The following is a 768-nucleotide window of genomic DNA, read 5'->3' on the forward strand; positions in this document are numbered from 1 at the left end:
TTGGAACGCAGCGCCAACCTGCCGCGGCACGCGGCTCGCCTGAGGCCGCGTGTCGCCTGTTCGCCATGTCGCAGCCGATCGCCGGCACGCTGGCCGAACGATACCTCGCCGGCCGCGGCATCCTGCTTTCCACGCATGAGCGCGCGCTACGTTTCCATCCCGGCTGCTACTACAGGGATCTCGTGACCGGCGAGACGCAGACCCTGCCTGCACTGATTGCCGCTGTCACCAACCTCGACGGGCAGATCACCGGTCTGCAGCGCACCTGGCTTGATCCTTCGGGTCAGGGCAAGGCGCAAATCACTGATCCACGCCGCTCACTGGGAGATCTCCTTGGCAACGGCATCTGGCTAGGCCGCCAGCCCGGTGCGCCGGTCCCGGTCATGGCCGCCGGCGAGGGCTTCGAGACGATGGCTTCGCTTAAGGTGGTGATGCCGGCGCTGCCGGTTGCCGCCGCCACCTCGGCCAATCACCTTGCCGGCCTGATCTTCCCGCCCGGCTGCCGTCGCCTCTACATCGCGGCCGATGCCGACGCAGCCGGCCGGCACGGCATCGAGCGTCTCAGCCAGCGCGCAGCCGAGTCTGGGATCCTCGCCCTGGTGTTGCGACCGCAGCTCGGCGACTTCAACGACGATCTGCGCCATCTCGGCCGGGCCCATCTCGCGGCATGGCTCAGCGATCAGCTCCTCCCGGAGGATGTCCCTCTCTTCCTGCCGCCAGGATGAACGGCCCGAGCCGGCAGGCGGGCAGGGGTGGCGTCACCGGAAG

The 768-nt window shown here is 68.9% G+C and carries 1 protein-coding gene; it reads left to right on the top strand.

The genetic code is table 11. The features are described from left to right. A partial coding sequence (locus EOA32_RS37495; protein ID WP_128374331.1) for a toprim domain-containing protein occupies positions 1-725 on the top strand: 725 nt, incomplete at its 5' end. Positions 726-768 lie beyond the last annotated feature (43 nt).

Origin of the sequence: Mesorhizobium sp. M1A.F.Ca.ET.072.01.1.1 (genome assembly GCF_004023325.1) — a bacterium.
Classification (GTDB): domain Bacteria; phylum Pseudomonadota; class Alphaproteobacteria; order Rhizobiales; family Rhizobiaceae; genus Mesorhizobium.